Below are 16,237 nucleotides of genomic sequence, written 5' to 3'. Positions count from 1 at the left end.
ATCCGCTGCATTGGCTTGAGTGCACAGGGTGGTCGCACGCGTACTGAAGGGCAAGGTTCACCGGATCGCGGCAGGAAGGCATCATGAAGCCCGTGCCCCACGCGACGAAGCCAGTGCCCCAAGCCATGACCCTGCGCCGAGCGCCCGTACAGCAGCGCAGCGCCGAACGCCTGACGAGAATCCTCGACGCCTGCGCCGAACTCCTCGACGAGGTCGGTTACGACGCCCTCAGTACCCGTGCGGTCGCCCTGCGCGCCGGGGTGCCGATCGGCTCGGTCTACCGCTTCTTCGGCAACAAACGCGCCATGGCCGACGCCCTCGCCCAGCGCAACCTCGACCAGTTCACCGAACGTGTGGCCGAACGGCTGAAACCCGCCGCCGCGGGCGACTGGCGCACGGCCATGGACGCCGTGCTCGACGAATACCTCGGCATGAAGCGCACAGCCCCAGGCTTCTCACTCGTCGACTTCGGCAACCAGATACCCGTAGGCGCCCGCTACGCCGAACCCAACCACCGCGTCGCCGACCGCCTCACCGACCTGCTCTCGGCGTATCTCGTCCGGGAACCGGACGAGGACCTGCGGCGCGTCTTCCTGGTGGCGGTGGAGTCCGCCGACACCCTGGTCCACCTGGCGTTCCGCGTCTCCCCCGAGGGGGACGAACGGATCATCGAGGAGACCCGGGAACTGCTGCGGGCGTATCTGTCAAGGGTGCTGGACTGAGCCGAACCGCCCGGCCGTCCCGCACGGCGGCGGTGATGGGGACTCCCCACCGGTCATACCGGTCGGTATGCTCGGGCCCAGTCCGACGTCACCGTCGCCGTCACCCGCCGGGAGGACCCGTGCCCACCACCGACCCCCATACCTCCGGAGCCGCCGGCACCGCCCTGCGCGTCTGCCCGCTCTGCGAGGCCACCTGCGGGCTGACCCTCACCATCGAGGGCTCCCGCGTGACCGGGGCCCGCGGCGACCGTGACGACGTGTTCAGCAAGGGCTTCATCTGCCCCAAGGGCGCCTCCTTCGGAGCGCTCGACGCCGACCCGGACCGGCTGCGCACCCCGCTGGTCCGCAAGGACGGCGAACTGCGCGAGGCCACCTGGGACGAGGCCTTCGACGCGGTCGCCGCCGGCATCCGGCCGGTCGTCGAACGCCACGGACCGCACGCCGTCGGCATCCTCCTCGGCAACCCGAACGTGCACACCATGGCCGGCGCCCTCTACCCGCCCGTCCTGCTCGCCGGCCTCGGCAGCCGCAGCCTCTTCACCGCCTCCACGCTCGACCAGATGCCCAAGCACGTCTCCAGCGGACTGCTGTACGGAGACGCGAACGCGATCCCGGTCCCGGACCTCGACCACACCGACCACCTGCTGCTGATCGGCGCCAATCCGCTGGAGTCCAACGGCAGTCTGTGCACCGCGCCGGACTTCCCCGGCAAACTGCGGGCACTGAAGGCACGCGGCGGCACCCTCACCGTCGTCGACCCGCGCCGCACCCGCACCGCCAAACTCGCCGACCGGCACGTGGCGATCCGGCCCGGCACGGACGCGCTGCTGCTCGCCGCGATGGTCAACGTCCTCTGCGAGGAGCGGCTCATCGAGCTCGGCGAGCTCGCCCCGCACGTGCAGGACGTCGATGAAGTCGCCGCCGCCGTTCGGGAGTTCACCCCCGAGGCGGCCGCCGACGCGTGCGATGTGCCCGCCGACACGATCCGCACCCTCGCCCGCGAACTGGCGGCGGCGCCGACCGCCGCCGTATACGGCCGTATCGGCAGCTGCACCGTTCCCCATGGGACACTGGCCAGTTGGCTCGTCGACGTCCTCAACATCCTCACCGGAAACCTCGACCGGCCCGGCGGCGCACTCTTCCCGCAGTCCGCCACCGACCGCACCCCCCGCCCCGCGGGCCCCGGCCACGGCTTCCGCCTCGGACGCTGGAACAGCAGGGTGAGCGGTCACCCGGAGGCCAAGGGCGAACTGCCGATGGCCGTGCTCGCCGAGGAGATCGACACCGCCACCGCCGAGGGCAGCCCCGTCCGCGCCGTCATCTGCGTCGCCGCCAACCCCGTGCTGTCCGCCCCCGACGGCGACCGGCTCGACAAGGCGCTCGGCTCCCTGGACTTCATGGTCAGCGTGGACCCGTACCTGAACGAGACCTCGCGCCACGCGGACGTCGTACTGCCCCCGCCCCCGCCGTCGCAGAGCGCCCACTTCGACTTCGCGTTCAACACCCTCGCCGTACGCAACCAGGTCCGCTACAACCGTGCCGCCGTCCCCCTCGAATCCGGCCGGATGGCCGAGACCGAGATCCTCGCGCGGCTCGTCCTCGCCGCCACAGGCATGCACGGCGCCGACCCTTCCGCCGTCGACGCGATGGTCATCGACACCACCCTCGCCAAGGCCGTCAAGGAACCGCACTCACCCGTCCACGGACGGGACCCGAAGGAACTCGCGGCACAGCTCACCGGGGACAACGGCCCCGAGCGGCGGCTCGACATGATGCTGCGCATCGGCCCCTACGGCGACGGATTCGGCACCCGTGAGGACGGGCTGACGCTGGAGAAACTGCTCGCGCACCCGCACGGCATCGACCTCGGCCCGCTGCGCCCCCGCCTTCCGCAACCGCTGAAGACCCGCAGCGGCCGCATCGAACTCCTCCCGGAACCCATCGTCGGCGACCTGCCCAGGCTGCGCGCCGCGCTGCGTGAACGCCCCGCCGGACTCGTCCTCGTCGGCCGCCGCCATCTGCGCTCCAACAACAGCTGGATGCACAACGTCCCGGCCCTCACCGGCGGCAGCAACCGATGCACCCTGCACGTCCACCCGCACGACGCCGAACGGCTCGGCCTCGGCGACGGAGCCCCCGTACGCGTCAAGGGAGCCGGGGGATCGGTCACCGCGCCCGTGGAGATCACCGACAGCGTGCGCCCCGGTGTCGTGAGCCTCCCGCACGGCTGGGGCCACGACCGTCCCGGAACCCGCATGAACCATGCCGCCACGGACCCCGGCGTCAACGTCAACCAGCTGCTCGACGGCAGCCTCCTCGACCCGCTCTCGGGCACCGCCGTCCTCAACGGCGTACCCGTGGAACTTCTACCGGCCACCGCCCCGTGAGCTGAGCAAAGCTGTGACCAGCAATTTTGCGCTTATTGCTCGCACGTCAACGTCTTGTTAACGCCATTCGACGCGCCCTAACGTCAGCCCAACCCCCAGCCCTGGTGGGAGTTCAAGGGCGAACGTTAGGTATCCACTCATGCTGACCATCCTCGGCTTCGCGATGATCGCGACCTTCCTGGTCCTGATCATGCTGAAGAAGATGTCGCCGATCGCGTCACTGGTGCTCATCCCGGCACTGTTCTGCGTCATCGTCGGAAAGGGAGCCAAGCTCGGCGACTACGTCATCGAGGGGGTGGGCAACCTCGCGCCCACCGCCGCGATGCTGATGTTCGCCATCGTGTACTTCGGCGTCATGATCGACGTCGGGCTCTTCGACCCGATCGTGCGGGGCATCCTGCGCTTCTGCAAGGCCGACCCGCTGCGCATCGTCGTCGGCACCGCCGTGCTCGCCGCGATCGTGTCCCTCGACGGCGACGGCTCGACGACCTTCATGATCACGGTCTCGGCGATGTACCCGCTGTACAAGCGCCTGAAGATGAGCCTGGTCGTGATGACCGGTGTCGCGGCGACCGCCAACGGCGTGATGAACACCCTGCCCTGGGGCGGTCCGACCGCCCGCGCCGCCACCGCGCTGAAGCTCGACGCCGGTGACATCTTCGTGCCGATGATCCCCGCGCTCGCCGTCGGTCTGCTCTTCGTCTTCGTCCTCTCCTACTTCCTCGGTCTGCGCGAGCGCAGGCGGCTCGGCGTGCTCGAGCTCGACGACGTCCTGGAGCAGGGGGGGAGCACCGAGATCGTCAAGGACGAGGAGCAGGAGCCCGAGACGGTACTCGTCGGCGCCGCCGCCGGGGGCTCCGGCAACGACAAGGGCCGTATCGCGAAGGCCACCGGCGGCGCGGGCTCCGGCACCGACGCCGACGCTTCCGACGACGCCGCGGACGGCACGGACTCCGCGGACGACGCACGGCTCCAGGGCCTGGACCCCAACCGCCCGACGCTGCGCCCCAAGCTGTACTGGTTCAACGCGCTGCTCACCATCGCGCTCCTCACCGCGATGATCATGGAGTGGCTGCCGATCCCCGTACTGTTCCTGCTCGGCGCCGCGCTCGCCCTCACCGTCAACTTCCCGCACATCCCCGACCAGAAGGCCCGGCTCGCCGCACACGCCGACAACGTGCTGAACGTCTCCGGCATGGTCTTCGCCGCCGCCGTCTTCACCGGCGTCCTCCAGGGCACCGGCATGGTGGACGCCATGGCCAAGTGGATCGTCGACAGCGTCCCCGGGGGCATGGGCCCGCACATGGCGCTCGTCACCGGCTTCCTGAGCCTGCCGCTGACGTACTTCATGTCCAACGACGGCTTCTACTTCGGCGTCCTGCCGGTCCTCGCCGAGGCCGGCGCCGCCCACGGCGTCTCGCCGCTGGAGATCGCCCGCGCCTCGCTCGTCGGCCAGCCGCTCCACATGTCCAGCCCGCTCGTCCCCGCGGTCTACGTCCTCGTCGGCATGGCGAAGGTCGAGTTCGGCGACCACACCCGGTTCGTGGTCAAGTGGGCGGCCCTGACTTCTCTGGTGATCCTCGCTTCGGGCATCCTGTTCGGCATCATCTGATTCATCTGATGAATCCTTCGACCTTGAGTTCGAGCCCGGCAGGGAGGACACGACCGTGAGGCCCGGTGGGAACCGCGGCTGGCTGCTCCGCCTCGTCATCGCCTTCAGCTTCGCGCAGGGGGCGGTGTCGATGGCCCGGCCCGCCGTCTCCTACCGGGCCCTCGCATTGGGCGCCGACGAACGCGCCATCGGCGTCATCGCGGGCGTCTACGCGCTGCTGCCGCTCTTCGTCGCCGTACCGCTGGGCCGCCGGACGGACCACGGCCGCTGCGCACCGCTGCTGCCGGTCGGCGTGGTCCTGATCGCCGCGGGCTGTGCCCTCAGCGGCATCGCCGGCTCCCTCGCCGCGATGGCGGCGTGGAGCGGCGTCATGGGCCTCGGTCACCTCTGCTTCGTCATCGGCGCCCAGTCCATCGTCGCCCGCCAGTCCGCACCACACGAACAGGACCGCAACTTCGGGCACTTCACCATCGGCGCCTCACTCGGCCAACTGGTCGGACCGATCGCCGCGGGTGCGCTGATCGGCGGGCAGGACATGGCGGGCACCAGCGCGTTCGCCCTGCTGGTCGCGGGTGCCGGAGCCGCCGTCGCAGTAACGTCGCTGTGGCGCATCGAACGTCCCGTGACCCCCAAGTCCGCCGCGGTACAGGGAGACCGCGTCCCGGTCCACCGCATCCTGCGCACCCGGGGCGTGCCCGCGGGCATCTTCACCAGTCTGGCCGTGCTCTCGGCGACGGACATCCTGACCGCGTACCTCCCGGTGGTCGGCGAACACCGGGGTATCGCGCCCCCGGTGATCGGTCTGCTGCTGAGCCTGCGGGCCGCGGCCACCATCGCCTGCCGGCTGGTGATGACGCCGATGCTGCGGCTGCTCGGCCGGAGGGCGTTGCTCACCACCACCTGTCTCGCGGGGGCCCTGCTGTGCGCGGGCATCGCCCTGCCGGTCCCGGTGTGGGCGCTGGGCGTGATGCTCGGCGCCCTCGGCTTCTGCCTGGGCGTCGGCCAGCCGCTGTCGATGACGACCGTGGTGCAAGCGGCACCCGAGGACGCCCGCTCCACGGCGCTGGCGCTGCGGCTCACCGGCAACCGGTTGGGTCAGGTCGCCGCGCCCGCCGCCGCGGGACTGGTCGCCGGGGTCGCGGGCACGGCGGCGCCCTTCGTGATGCTCGGGGCGCTGCTGCTGATCGCGTCCGGGCTGGGGTTGCGCCCCGCCGCTCACCCCGGGGGCGCGCGGGCGTGCAGGACGGAGCATGGGTCGTCCGCACCGGAGCATGAGCGGCGCTGACCGGGCGCATCGCGGGCGTGCGCCTGCTTGAAGCGGATCATCCGTCTCCGCTTCCAGGTGAACTCCGGGCACAGAGGGCACATGTGCCACGGAAGAGGAGGGGCCGCGTTCGGTTTGCCCCGTTTCTGCCGGGCGGAGGTTTCCACGGGGCCGCACTTCGGGTACTCGGCGGCGCCTCCTGGGCGGCCGCAACCCGCGCTCCGCGCCGGGCAGTTGCTCTCGGCTGGCCGCGCCCCGAGGTGAACCAGAGCTGAAGCGGATCTTCCATTTGTGTGTGCGTCGCACTCGACTGTGACAATTCCGCCATCTCTCTTCCCTCACGCCCGGTCGACCGTTAATTTCCGAGCCCCCACCTCTCATCTGCTGACTCGTCCGCGCTCCCCAGCCGACCTGTCCGCGCCAGCGCACCGCGAGCTCCCAGGGGCCCACATGACACGCGCCATTTCCCTCAGACAGGTCGGCAAGGAGTACAGGCGGGGCGTCCGCGCGGTCGACCGTTTCTCCCTCGACGTCAACCCGGGTGAATTCCTCGTCCTGCTCGGCCCGTCCGGCTGCGGCAAGTCCACCGTGCTGCGAATGATCGCCGGCCTGGAGGACGTCACCGACGGCGAGTTGTACCTCGACGGCCAGTACGCAAACGAGCTGGAACCCGCCGAGCGCAACATGGCGATGGTCTTCCAGAACTTCGCGCTCTACCCGACCATGACGAACCGCGCCAACATCGGCTTCCCCCTGCGTATGGAGTCCCCGGGGGAGGACCCCGCCCCGCGCGTCGACGCCACCGCCCGCATGCTCGGCATCGAGGACCTCCTGGACCGCTATCCGAGCCAGCTGTCAGGCGGCGAACGCCAGCGCGTCGCCATGGGGCGGGCCGTCGTCCGGCACCCCTCCGCCTTCCTGATGGACGAGCCGCTCTCCAACCTCGACGCCAAACTCCGCAGCCATCTGCGCGCCGAGATCTCCCAGCTCACCCGGCACCTCGGCGCCACCACCGTGTACGTCACCCACGACCAGGCCGAGGCGATGTCACTCGGCGACCGCGTCGCCGTGATGCGCGGCGGCCTGCTCCAGCAGGTGGGCACCCCGCGCATGGTCTACGCGCTGCCCGAGAACGTGTTCGTGGCCACGTTCATCGGCACCCCCCGTATCAACCTCCTGCGCGGTGTCGTGCGCGCCCCCATCGGCGGCGCCATGTCCATCAGCCTGGGCCAGCAGTATCTGAGGCTGCCCGAACCGCTCTGCCGGGACCACGAGTTGCTGCGGGTGCAGCAGGGGCAGGAGGTCATCGTCGGGCTGCGCTCCGAGGCCGTGCGGCTGGCCATGCCGTCCCGGGCCAGGCCCGGCGAAGTGGCCATCGGTGGGCTCGTGGAGCACGTCGAGTACCAGGGGCACGAGGTGCTCGTTCACCTCAACACCGGCTCCCGGCCCGCCGTCGTACCGGAACTCGAGTCGCCGACCCCCACCCGCCCGGCGCGGCGCCGGACCCCGGCCGCGATGGGCGGCGTGCTCGGCAAGCTGAAGGAGCGCGCGGAGGCACTGCGGTCCGGTTCCGTGGCGGTGCTGGAGCGCGCCCCCGAGGCAGCCCCGCCCCCGGAGGTGACGGCCTCCGCTCCCGGCGACCTGGTGGTCCGCACCACACCCGACGTCGACCTGCGGCCCGGAATGCGGGTCCCCCTGCTGGTGGACCTCGCCCACCTCTTCGTCTTCGACCGGCGGGGAGAACGCGTCTGCCCCGCGCCCGCGCACCTGATCGATCTGGGAGAGTGACCGGCGGCACCCCGCCTTCTGGGAGAGTGACCGGCGGCACCCTGGCCTTCAAAAACTAACGCCGCTAGTTTGGGCTGCGCACGCGCCGCCTGCCCGGGGCGCGGACGACGGCCCGACCCCGGAAGGACAGCCATGAAAGCGCACGACGGCATGTACATCGACGGGGAGTGGCGCGCCGGCACCGGCAACACCACCATCAGCGTGGTGAACCCCGCGGACGAGCAGACGATCGCCGAGGTGCCCGCGGGCACCGCCGAGGACATCGACGCCGCCGTACGGGCCGCCCGCGCCGCGCTCCCGGGCTGGGCCGCGACCCCACCCGCCGAACGCTCCGTGAGGATCGCCGCGCTCCGCGACGCCCTGGCCGTCCGCAAGGACGAGCTCGCCGAGACCATCACCGCCGAACTCGGCTCACCGCTACCGTTCTCCGAGGCCGTCCAGGTGGGACTGCCGCTCAAGGTCGCGGGCTCCTACGCCGATCTCGCGGCCTCCTACCCCTTCGAGGAGAAGGTCGGCAACTCCACCGTCTATCTCGAACCGGTCGGCGTGGTCGGCGCGATCACCCCCTGGAACTACCCCCTCCACCAGATCGTCAACAAGGTCGCCCCCGCTCTGGCCGCGGGCTGCACGATCGTCCTCAAGCCCGCCGAGGACACCCCGCTCACCGCCCAGCTCTTCGCCGAGGCCGCGCACGACGCGGGCCTCCCGCCCGGGGTGTTCAACCTGGTCACCGGGCTCGGCCCGGTCGCCGGCCAGGCGCTCGCCGAGCACCCGGACGTGGACCTGGTCTCCTTCACCGGCTCCACGGCCGTCGGCAGACAGATCGGCGCCACCGCGGGCGCGGCCGTCAAACGCGTCGCCCTCGAACTCGGCGGCAAGTCCGCCAACGTCATCCTGCCGAGCGCCGACCTCGCCACGGCGGTGAGCCGCGGCGTCGCCAACGTGATGTCCAACTCCGGCCAGACGTGCAGCGCCTGGACCCGGATGCTCGTGCACTCCGAGCGGTACGAGGAGGCCGTCGAACTGGCCGCGGCCGCCGCCGCGAAGTACGGCGACCGCATCGGCCCCCTGGTCAACGCCAAGCAGCAGCAGCGCGTGCGCGGTTACATCGAGAAGGGCGTCGCCGAGGGCGCCCGGCTCGTAGCGGGCGGGCCCGAAGCACCGCGCGAAAAGGGCTATTTCGTCAGCCCCACCGTGTTCGCCGACGTCACCCCGGACATGACGATCGCCCAGGAGGAGATCTTCGGCCCGGTGCTCTCCATCATCCGCTACGAGGACGAGGACGACGCCCTGCGGATCGCCAACGGCACGGTGTACGGGCTCGCCGGCGCCGTCTGGGCCGGTGACGACGCCGAGGCCGTGGCCTTCGCCCGCAGGCTCGACACCGGGCAGGTCGACATCAACGGCGGACGCTTCAATCCCCTCGCCCCGTTCGGCGGTTACAAGCAGTCGGGGGTGGGGCGTGAGCTCGGGGCCCACGGCCTCGCGGAGTATCTGCAGACCAAGTCCCTTCAGTTCTGATCTTCCTGATCGGTTCTGAGGTGCAGATCGAGTCGATCCGAGTTCCATCCGAGTTGCAGTCCGAGTTCCAGGAGCGTCGTAGCGTTGCCCGCCATGATTCGTGCCGCAGTCCTGCCCGCCGTCGGAGCCCCGTTGGAGATCACCGGGATCGAACTGCCGGAGCCCGGCCCGGGCCAGGTCCGCGTCCGGCTCGCCGCGGCCGGGGTCTGCCACTCCGACCTCTCGCTGTCCAACGGGACCATGCGGGTGCCGGTGCCGGCCGTGCTCGGCCATGAGGGGGCGGGCACGGTCCTCTCGGTCGGTGAGGGCGTCACCCATGTGGCACCCGGCGACGGTGTGGTCCTCAACTGGGCCCCGTCCTGTGGGAGTTGCCCAGCGTGTGCGCGCGGTGAGGTGTGGCTGTGCGCCGACGCGCTGACCGGGGTCGGCAACGTCCACGCCCACCGCGCCGACGACGGCAGCGCGCTGCACCCCGGGCTGAGCGTCGCAGCGTTCGCGGAGGAGACCGTGGTGGCCGCCGGGTGCGTGCTGCCCGCACCGGACGGCGTACCGATCACCGACGCGGCCCTGCTCGGCTGTGCCGTGCTCACCGGCTACGGCGCCGTCCACCACTCAGCCGCCGTCCTGCCCGGCGAGAGCGTCGCCGTGTTCGGCGTCGGCGGTGTCGGCCTCGCGGCAATCCAGGCGGCGCGGATCGCCGGAGCGTCCACGATCGTCGCGGTCGACGTCTCCCCGGAGAAGGAGGCGCTCGCGCGGGCCGCCGGGGCGACGGAGTTCGTCGTCGCCTCCGACACCACCGCCCGTGAGATCCGGGCGCTCACCGGCAAGCAGGGCGTGGACGCGGCCGTGGAGTGCGTGGGCCGCGCGGTCACGATCCGCGCGGCCTGGGACTCCACCCGGCGGGGCGGCCGTACGACGGTGGTGGGCATCGGCGGCAAGGACCAGCAGGTGTCCTTCAACGCCCTGGAGCTCTTCCACTGGGGCCGGACCCTGTCGGGCTGTGTCTACGGCAACACGGACCCGGCGAAGGATCTGCCCGTCCTGGCGGACCACGTCCGGGCGGGACGTCTGGACCTCGGGGTCCTGATCACGGAGCGGACCGCCCTGGACGGGATCCCGGCGGCGTTCGAGAACATGCTGGCGGGGAAGGGCGGGCGGGCGCTGGTCGTCTTCTAGACCACTTCCGGATCACCTCTGGACGGCGTTCCGGGAACCGCGCCTGCCCCGTGCGACCGGCTCGACGACCGCGGCGTGAGCTTGTGCCCGGGGCCGGGAGCGCGAGACCGCCACGCCCGCCAGACACAGCGCACCGCCCGCCAGCGTCATCAGTCCCGGCACCTCGTCCAGCATCACCCAGGACATCACGACGACGAGCGCGGGCACCGCGTACGTCGTCGCGCCCATACGGCTCGCGGTGGTGCGGGCCAGGGCGTAGGCCCAGGTCGTGAAGGCCAGCGCGGTCGGAAAGACGCCCAGGTAGAGCATGTTGAGGGTTGCCGAGAGCGGCGCGGCGGCGGCCTCGTCGAGCAGCTGACCGGAGAAGGGCAGGCAGGCGACCGTGCCGACCAGGCAGCCCCATGTCGTGACCTGCAGCGCGGTCGCCCGGGCCAGCGCGGGCTTCTGGGCGACCACGCCTGCCGCGTAGCAGACCGCCGCGAGCAGGCACAGCAGCACGCCCAGGACCGGGGCGCGGCCATCGCCGGACATCGACAGGCCCACCGCGACGGCGCCCGCGAACGACACGGCCATGCCGACGAGCAGGCGGGGCGGCATCGAGTCGCCGAGCAGACGGGAGGCGAGCAGGGCCACCAGGATCGGGCCGATGTTCACCAGCAGGGCCGCCGTGCCGGCGTCGACCTGCTGTTCTCCCCAGTTGAGGACGATCATGTAGCAGCCGAACCAGAGCAGACCCGATATGACGATGCCCCGCCACGCGGTGCGCGGTGGCAGGCCCTCACGCCGCAACAGACACAACACGCCGAGCGCCAGCGCACCGGAGGCCAGCCGGCCCAGTGCGAGGGCGCCGGGGGAGTAGGCCTCTCCCGCGCTGCGGATCGAGACGAAGGCGGAGGCCCAAAGGACGACAGTGACGGCGGCGGCGCCGGTGGCGAGCAGGGCGGGGCGGCGGCGGTCCTGGGTGCTCATCATGGGCCCGAGGCTAGGTGGGGAGCGAGGTGAGCGCTCGCGGATTTCGGACGTGGAGTTTTCTGGTGGGGCAGAGGCGCTGGTGGTGGCTGAGCACGTTCGCCGCGGCCGGTTCGTGGGTCGGGGCCGCGCCGGAGTCTCCGTCCTCGGTCATGGGGTCCCTCCGCCCGAGCGAAGCCGAGAGTGGGGGAGCGTTGCGTGTTTCACGGAGGGTCTGGCTGGTCCGAGCGCCGGCCGCTGAGGGCGGAGAGTCCGGCGCGTCCACTTCCGCCCGTTTGCGGCTGCCGGGCCGTGGGGGTGCGCGTCCTGGGCCGTGAGGGTGTCGTTCCCAGGGTATGGGTCAGGTTTGGTGCGCCAGTCGGTCGTACTGGAGGGACAAGCCGTCCAGTAGGGCCGTCAGGCCTGCTTCGAAGGCGCGTTCGTCGATCTTCTCCTGCTGGTCGGCCAGGAGATGGGCCTGGCCCAGATGCGGATACGAGGTCGGGTCGTACGCGGTCTCGTCGTCGACGAACCCACCGGCGAAGGAACCCAGCGCCGAGCCCATGATGAAGTAGCGCATCAGCGCGCCTATGGACGTGGCCTGGGACGGGGGCCAGCCGGCCCTCACCATCGCGCCGAAGACCGCGTCGGCGAGGCGCAGCCCAGCGGGGCGGCGGCCCGGTCCCCGGGCGAGTACCGGGACGATGTTCGGGTGGTCCCGCAGGGCGGCCCGGTACGACACCGCCCAGTCGTGCAGGGCCGCGCGCCAGTCCCGTACGTCCTCGAACATCGACAGGTCGACCTGCGCGCTCACGGAGTCCGCCACCGCCTCCAGGATCTCGTCCTTCGTGCGGAAGTGGTTGTACAACGAGGGCCCGCTGACACCGAGTTCGGCGGCGAGACGGCGCGTGGACACGGCTGCCAGTCCCTCCGCGTCCACCAGCGCCCTCGCGGTCCGGACGATTCGGTCGGTGCTGAGCAAGGGCTTGCGCGGTCGGGCCATGGCGCACATAGTAGGGCTGCCACACGGAAACTAGCAGTGCTAATTTAAGACGGGGTGGAGTCGTGGATCTGGGGCTGAACGACGAGCAAGTCGCCGTACGGCAGCTCGCCCGGGACTTCGTGGAGCGTGAGATCGCCCCGCACGCGGCGGCGTGGGACCGCGCCGAGAGCGTCGGCCGGGGGATCGTGAAGCGACTCGGCGACGTCGGGTTCCTCGGGCTGACCATCGACGAGGAGTACGGCGGGAGCGGCGGCGATCACCTGTCCTACTGCCTGGTGACCGAGGAACTGGGGCGCGGGGACTCCTCCGTGCGCGGCATCGTCTCCGTCTCGCTCGGGCTCGTCGCCAAGACCGTCGCCGCCTGGGGCAGCGAGGAGCAGAAGCGCCGGTGGCTGCCGGGGCTGACGGCGGGGGAGTACGTGGGCTGCTTCGGCCTCACCGAGCCCGGGACCGGCTCCGACGCCGGGAACCTGACCACGAGGGCCGTACGGGACGGCGACGCGTACGTCCTGAGCGGCACCAAGATGTTCATCACCAACGGCACCTGGGCCGACGTCGTTCTCCTCTTCGCCCGCTCCACCGACGCGCCGGGACACCAGGGCGTCTCGGCCTTCCTCGTCCCCGCCGACTCCACCGGGCTGACCCGGCGGGCCGTGCACGGAAAGCTCGGGCTGCGCGGACAGGCCACCGCCGAACTGGTCCTCGAGGACGTGCGCGTACCGGCGGAGGCCCTGCTCGGACCGGAGGGCAAGGGGTTCTCGGTCGCCATGTCGGCGCTGGCCAAGGGCCGGATGTCGGTGGCGGCGGGCTGCGTGGGGATCGCCCAGGCCGCACTGGACGCCGCCGTGGCGTACGCGACCGAGCGGGAGCAGTTCGGCAGGACCATCGCGCACCACCAGCTGGTGCAGGAACTCATCACCGACATCGCCGTCGACGTGGACGCGGCCCGCTTGCTGACCTGGCGCGTCGCCGACCTCGTCGACCGCGGTCTGCCCTTCGCCACCGAGGCCTCCAAGGCCAAGCTGTTCGCCTCCGAGGCCGCCGTCCGCGCCGCCAACAACGCGCTCCAGGTCTTCGGCGGATACGGGTACATCGACGAGTACCCGGTGGGCAAACTCCTGCGCGACGCCCGGGTGATGACCCTCTACGAGGGGACCAGTCAGATACAGAAGCTGCTCATCGGCCGCGCGCTGACCGGAGTCTCCGCGTTCTGAGGGTCCGTGTGCGCGTACCTGAGTATTACGGCGGATGCGGTCCCGGCCACGTCCGCCGGATTCTGTCCGTATGAGTGAGACACCGGTCAAACAGCAGTCCACCGCGGCCTTCTACGGTCAGGCCGTCGCCTCGTTCGCCGTCGCCATGGCGGCCACCGCGATCGGCATCTTCAAACTGGAGGCCGACGCCTGGGTGCGTGCCTTTCTGGCGATCGCCGTCCTGTACCTGGTGACCTCGGCCTTCACCCTGGCCAAGGTGATCCGGGACCGGCAGGAGGCCGACCGCCGCCCTTATCACCCGTGCGAACAGTTCTGAACCTATTCTCACCCACCCTGAGCGGGCACTCTAAGCGATCGCTCACCTTCGGAGGTATGGTGTTCATCCTGCCATGGGAAGGGGCGAACGAGACATGAGTACGGCGGAGGAGACGGCCGGCGGCGAGCGGGAGCCGTGGGGTGAGGTCGCCCCGGACGCGGCCCGGCGGCTGCTCGTCGCCGCCGTGGAGGCCTTCGCCGAGCGCGGCTACCACGCGACCACCACACGTGACATCGCCGGCCGCGCCGGCATGAGCCCGGCCGCGCTCTACATCCACTACAAGACCAAGGAAGAGCTGCTCCACCGGATCAGCCGCATCGGCCACGAGAAGGCGCTCGAGGTACTGCGGACGGCCGCGGAGCGCGAAGGCGGCCCCGCCGAGCGCCTCGGCAGCGCCGTCCGGTCCTTCGTGCGCTGGCACGCCGGGCAGCACACCGTCGCCCGGGTCGTGCAGTACGAACTGGACGCCCTCGGGCCCGAGTCCCGCGCCGAGATCGTCGCGCTGCGCCGGCAGAGCGACGCGGCGGTGCGCGGAATCATCGAGGAAGGCGTGGCGGCGGGCGAGTTCACCGTGACCGACGTCCCCGGTACGACCGTCGCCGTGCTCTCGCTCTGCATCGACGTCGCCCGCTGGTTCAAAGTGAACGGCCCCCGGACACCGGACGAGGTCGGCGCGCTCTACGCCGACCTCGTGTTGCGGATGGTGGGAGCGAAACATTGACGCCCTCGCCTGCGTGACCGTAGGCGATTCCGGCCCGCACCGCTACGCGGCGCGACCACGGGTTCCTGCTTCACAGGCCCTCGCCCGCTCCCTTGCGAGAGCCGGTCTTACATGAGCCTCCACAGGCGTTACTTTCCGCCCGTCCGGCGGTAGGTCGCACAACTCCGTTGGCCGACAACGCGATCCCAGCCCTGGTTCTGCTCCCCTCCGGGCCGCTATGGCACGGATGCCCTACACCTCCACCCTGAAGGGCGGAGCACTGGGCAAGTGTTCGGTAGCGCCGGGCTCAGAAGTAGAAGCGCGACACGGACTCCGCGACGCACACCGGCTTGTCGCCGCCCTCGCGCTCCACGGAGACCGCCGTCGTCACCTGGACCCCGCCGCCCGCCTCCGTGACCTCCTTGAGCACCGCCGTGGCGCGCAGCCGGGAGCCGACCGGTACCGGAGCGGGGAAACGGACCTTGTTGGTGCCGTAGTTGATCCCCATCTTCGCGCCGTCGACCCGCATCACCTGCGGCACCAGCGTGGGCAGCAGCGACAGGGTGAGATAGCCGTGCGCGATGGTCGAGCCGAACGGGCCCCCGGCCGCCTTCTCCGGATCCACGTGGATCCACTGGTGATCACCGGTGGCGTCCGCGAAGAGGTCGATCCGCTTCTGGTCGATCTCCAGCCAGTCGCTGTACCCCAGCTGCTCGCCCACCGCCGCCTGGAGCTCGTCGGCGGACGTGAAGATCCTCGGCTCTGCCATGTCCCTGGCCTCCTGCGTGTCGATGTCTAAGCAACTGCTTAGCATGGTCGCGTGAGGCCCCCCTGTCAACGGACCGACTCGACGACGGGGTGGGTAGGCTTCGGCGAGTGCCCCAGATTCCCGAGAAGATCCAAGAACTGACAGTGGGCCAACTGTCGGCCCGCAGCGGCGCCGCCGTGTCCGCGCTGCACTTCTACGAGACCAAGGGCTTGATCACCAGCCGCCGCACCTCGGGCAACCAACGCCGGTACCACCGCGACACCCTGCGCCGCGTCGCCTTCGTGCGCGCCGCCCAGCGGGTGGGCATCCCCCTCGCGACGATCCGCGAGGCCCTAGCCCAACTCCCCGAGGAACGCACCCCCACGCGCGAGGACTGGGCCCGCCTCTCCGCGGCATGGCGCTCCGAACTGGACGAACGCATCGGCCGCCTGAGCCGCCTGCGGGACCACCTCACCGACTGCATCGGCTGCGGCTGCCTCTCCCTGGAAACCTGCGTCCTGTCCAACCCCGACGACGTCTTCGGCGAGCGCATGTCCGGCTCCCGCCTGGCCCCGGAACGCCCACCCCGCCCCCGCGACGCATAAACTCGCCACGTCCCGGACGCGTCCCACGTCCCGGACGCGTCCCACGTCCCGGACGCGTCCCACGTCCCGGACGCGTCCCCCATTGCCCGGCACCCCTACGGCCCGGCAGCCACGCACCCCTACGGCCCGGCAGCCACGCACTCCCACGGCCCGGCAGCCGGCACTCCCACGGCCGGGCCGCGCACCCCACCAGCCCGGCAGCCGCGAACCATCGGTAGGGGACGTGCCGGACT

15 protein-coding genes are annotated in these 16,237 nt (G+C 71.1%); 11 read left to right on the top strand and 4 right to left on the bottom strand.

The genetic code is table 11. From position 1 onward, the window contains the following. Positions 1-83: 83 nt before the first annotated feature. The 7 genes from EF387_RS06595 to EF387_RS06565 all read left to right on the top strand — a co-directional run bounded on the left by EF387_RS06595 (position 84) and on the right by EF387_RS06565 (position 10,470). Positions 84-722, top strand: coding sequence for a TetR/AcrR family transcriptional regulator (locus EF387_RS06595; RefSeq protein WP_128375540.1), 639 nt, complete (start codon positions 84-86; stop codon positions 720-722). A 119-nt stretch (positions 723-841) separates the two neighbouring features. Then, complete coding sequence (locus EF387_RS06590; RefSeq protein WP_238431364.1) at positions 842-3,109, top strand: molybdopterin oxidoreductase family protein; 2,268 nt, start codon at positions 842-844, stop codon at positions 3,107-3,109. A gap of 139 nt (positions 3,110-3,248) precedes the next feature. After that, positions 3,249-4,721: a CitMHS family transporter gene (locus EF387_RS06585; RefSeq protein WP_128375538.1), complete on the top strand. Its 1,473-nt coding sequence runs from the start codon at positions 3,249-3,251 to the stop codon at positions 4,719-4,721. Between the two features lie 55 nt (positions 4,722-4,776). Next, complete coding sequence (locus tag EF387_RS06580; protein WP_128375537.1) at positions 4,777-6,006, top strand: MFS transporter; 1,230 nt, start codon at positions 4,777-4,779, stop codon at positions 6,004-6,006. A gap of 429 nt (positions 6,007-6,435) precedes the next feature. After that, complete coding sequence (locus tag EF387_RS06575) at positions 6,436-7,773, top strand: ABC transporter ATP-binding protein (protein WP_128375536.1); 1,338 nt, start codon at positions 6,436-6,438, stop codon at positions 7,771-7,773. A 132-nt stretch (positions 7,774-7,905) separates the two neighbouring features. Beyond that, a complete protein-coding gene (locus tag EF387_RS06570; protein WP_128375535.1) occupies positions 7,906-9,294 on the top strand; it encodes an aldehyde dehydrogenase family protein in 1,389 nt (462 codons plus the stop codon). A gap of 93 nt (positions 9,295-9,387) precedes the next feature. After that, the gene (locus tag EF387_RS06565) at positions 9,388-10,470 is read left to right on the top strand and encodes a zinc-binding dehydrogenase (RefSeq protein WP_128375534.1); all 1,083 of its coding nucleotides are present in this window, start codon (positions 9,388-9,390) and stop codon (positions 10,468-10,470) included. 12 nt (positions 10,471-10,482) lie between these two features. Here the strand turns inward: EF387_RS06565 and EF387_RS06560 are convergent, their stop codons facing one another. The 3 genes from EF387_RS06560 to EF387_RS06555 all read right to left on the bottom strand — a co-directional run bounded on the left by EF387_RS06560 (position 10,483) and on the right by EF387_RS06555 (position 12,421). Next, the gene (locus EF387_RS06560) at positions 10,483-11,439 is read right to left on the bottom strand and encodes a DMT family transporter (RefSeq protein WP_128375620.1); all 957 of its coding nucleotides are present in this window, start codon (positions 11,437-11,439) and stop codon (positions 10,483-10,485) included. 13 nt (positions 11,440-11,452) lie between these two features. Continuing rightward, positions 11,453-11,593 carry a hypothetical protein gene (locus tag EF387_RS46600; protein WP_155589742.1) on the bottom strand — a complete coding sequence of 47 codons (141 nt, stop codon included), beginning with the start codon at positions 11,591-11,593 and terminating at the stop codon, positions 11,453-11,455. A gap of 186 nt (positions 11,594-11,779) precedes the next feature. Next, on the bottom strand, positions 11,780-12,421 hold the full coding sequence (locus EF387_RS06555; RefSeq protein WP_128375533.1) for a TetR/AcrR family transcriptional regulator: 642 nt from the start codon (positions 12,419-12,421) through the stop codon (positions 11,780-11,782). Between the two features lie 62 nt (positions 12,422-12,483). On the opposite strand from EF387_RS06555, the gene EF387_RS06550 reads away from it, so the two are divergent. The 3 genes from EF387_RS06550 (at position 12,484) to EF387_RS06540 (ending at position 14,672) form a co-directional block, all read left to right on the top strand. After that, entirely contained in the window at positions 12,484-13,635 is a 1,152-nt protein-coding gene (locus EF387_RS06550; protein ID WP_128375532.1) for an acyl-CoA dehydrogenase family protein, read from the top strand. Between the two features lie 70 nt (positions 13,636-13,705). Further along, the gene (locus EF387_RS06545) at positions 13,706-13,951 is read left to right on the top strand and encodes a YiaA/YiaB family inner membrane protein (protein WP_128375531.1); all 246 of its coding nucleotides are present in this window, start codon (positions 13,706-13,708) and stop codon (positions 13,949-13,951) included. A 94-nt stretch (positions 13,952-14,045) separates the two neighbouring features. Beyond that, the gene (locus EF387_RS06540) at positions 14,046-14,672 is read left to right on the top strand and encodes a TetR/AcrR family transcriptional regulator (RefSeq protein WP_128375530.1); all 627 of its coding nucleotides are present in this window, start codon (positions 14,046-14,048) and stop codon (positions 14,670-14,672) included. A gap of 286 nt (positions 14,673-14,958) precedes the next feature. On the opposite strand, the gene EF387_RS06535 is transcribed toward EF387_RS06540, so the two are convergent. Next, positions 14,959-15,420: a MaoC family dehydratase gene (locus EF387_RS06535; RefSeq protein ID WP_128375529.1), complete on the bottom strand. Its 462-nt coding sequence runs from the start codon at positions 15,418-15,420 to the stop codon at positions 14,959-14,961. Between the two features lie 107 nt (positions 15,421-15,527). Here EF387_RS06535 and soxR point away from each other — a divergent pair, with 107 nt between their 5' ends. Beyond that, on the top strand, positions 15,528-16,004 hold the full coding sequence (soxR, locus tag EF387_RS06530; RefSeq protein ID WP_128375528.1) for a redox-sensitive transcriptional activator SoxR: 477 nt from the start codon (positions 15,528-15,530) through the stop codon (positions 16,002-16,004). Positions 16,005-16,237: the final 233 nt, after the last annotated feature.

It is taken from the genome of Streptomyces cavernae (assembly GCF_004023625.1).
GTDB classification, from domain to species: domain Bacteria; phylum Actinomycetota; class Actinomycetes; order Streptomycetales; family Streptomycetaceae; genus Streptomyces; species Streptomyces cavernae.
Note: the sequence above shows the minus strand (reverse complement) of the source record. Positions and strands in the feature narration are given on the sequence as shown.

Excerpts from the sequence above, each read along its gene's own strand:
- EF387_RS06595 (WP_128375540.1), top strand. The coding sequence starts at position 84 with ATGAAGCCCGTGCCCCACGCGACGAAGCCAGTGCCCCAAGCCATGACC.
- EF387_RS06585 (WP_128375538.1), top strand. The coding sequence starts at position 3,249 with ATGCTGACCATCCTCGGCTTCGCGATGATCGCGACCTTCCTGGTCCTG.
- EF387_RS06575 (WP_128375536.1), top strand. The coding sequence starts at position 6,436 with ATGACACGCGCCATTTCCCTCAGACAGGTCGGCAAGGAGTACAGGCGG.
- EF387_RS06570 (WP_128375535.1), top strand. The coding sequence starts at position 7,906 with ATGAAAGCGCACGACGGCATGTACATCGACGGGGAGTGGCGCGCCGGC.
- EF387_RS06565 (WP_128375534.1), top strand. The coding sequence starts at position 9,388 with ATGATTCGTGCCGCAGTCCTGCCCGCCGTCGGAGCCCCGTTGGAGATC.
- EF387_RS06560 (WP_128375620.1), bottom strand. The coding sequence starts at position 11,439 with ATGAGCACCCAGGACCGCCGCCGCCCCGCCCTGCTCGCCACCGGCGCC.
- EF387_RS46600 (WP_155589742.1), bottom strand. The coding sequence starts at position 11,593 with ATGACCGAGGACGGAGACTCCGGCGCGGCCCCGACCCACGAACCGGCC.
- EF387_RS06555 (WP_128375533.1), bottom strand. The coding sequence starts at position 12,421 with ATGGCCCGACCGCGCAAGCCCTTGCTCAGCACCGACCGAATCGTCCGG.
- EF387_RS06545 (WP_128375531.1), top strand. The coding sequence starts at position 13,706 with ATGAGTGAGACACCGGTCAAACAGCAGTCCACCGCGGCCTTCTACGGT.
- EF387_RS06540 (WP_128375530.1), top strand. The coding sequence starts at position 14,046 with ATGAGTACGGCGGAGGAGACGGCCGGCGGCGAGCGGGAGCCGTGGGGT.
- EF387_RS06535 (WP_128375529.1), bottom strand. The coding sequence starts at position 15,420 with ATGGCAGAGCCGAGGATCTTCACGTCCGCCGACGAGCTCCAGGCGGCG.